Here is a 1,150-nt window from a genome sequence, read left to right on the forward strand (position 1 = left end):
CGTCCCGCGGCCCGGCCCGCTTCGACGCCCCACCGGCCGGTGCCGTGCCGACGGTCTCCGACGGCCTGCGACCCGACCCGGCCATCGACGCCGACCCCCGGACCGCCCGACGGCGCCCCGGCCCGGTTGATCCCGGAGCGCCGGAGCCGGCAGGTCCCGGCCCCGCCACCCGGGCTCGTCCGGCAGCCGCCGGCCGGCGCCGTGCCGCCGAGCCCACCGAGCCGGTGGTGCCTCGTTCGGGCAACGCGCCCCCGGTGCCCGACGCGCGCGGCGGCAACACCGGCGCCACGCCCACCGTCGGCTCGGCCGACCGCGCCGGGCGCCGCCGGGCCGTCCCCGACGAGCAGGAGCGGCGTCCGCAGGTCGGTGGTGAGCCCCGGGCGGACCGCCCGGAGCGCCCGGCCGACTGGCTGCGGCAGGCCGGACGCCTGCCGCACACCGACCCCGGCCTGCCGGTGGTCAACCGGCGAGGCGGGACTCCCGCCGTGCCACCCGGCGGGCAGCCCACCGGCCGCCGCCCGATGCCACCGACGGGCGATCCCACCGACCTTCCGTCTGGCCGGCTCGCCGTGCCCGACCCGGCCGCCGAGCGGCCCGGCCGTCGACCCGTCCGACCGCCGGCCGACCCGGGCGCGGACGCCCCCGCCGGCCGCCGGGCGGCGCGGCCCGACGCGCCGGATCCCACCGGGGAGCAACCGAGCGGCGGTCTGGCCTACCCGTCGACCACCGGCGAACGACCCACCGCCCGACGGGGTGCTCCGGACCCGACCGTCCGACGCCGCCGCCCTCCGACGGAGCCTGGCCCCGACGGGCCGGCCGGCCCGGGGCGGCCCATCCGCGAGGGTGACCGCGACGACGCGTACACCGGTCCCGCCGGTGGTGGCCGACCCGCGCCCAGCGGCGGTCCCGCCGCTGCGGGCGCACCGCCTCGGGGCGGTGCCCGTTCCGGCCGGGCCCGACCGGCGCCCGGTGACGCGCCGGTGTCGGGCGCTGGCCACCGTGGCCCCGACGGCCCTCCGCGACCCGGCCCGGGCGCGGATCCCGCCGCCCGCGGCGCGGCGCGGCCCGACGGCGCGGCGCGGGCTGCCGTCCCACCGGGCGCCGGTCTGGACGGGCCGCCCGGTCCGCGCGTCGACGGGCCGCCCGGTCC

1 pseudogene is annotated in these 1,150 nt (G+C 83.8%); it reads left to right on the forward strand.

Annotated elements, in window-relative coordinates:
• Positions 1-1,150, forward strand: a pseudogene (locus tag F8271_RS32790) (hypothetical protein); the annotation flags it as partial.

This window comes from Micromonospora sp. ALFpr18c (assembly GCF_008868155.1).
Lineage (GTDB): Bacteria > Actinomycetota > Actinomycetes > Mycobacteriales > Micromonosporaceae > Micromonospora.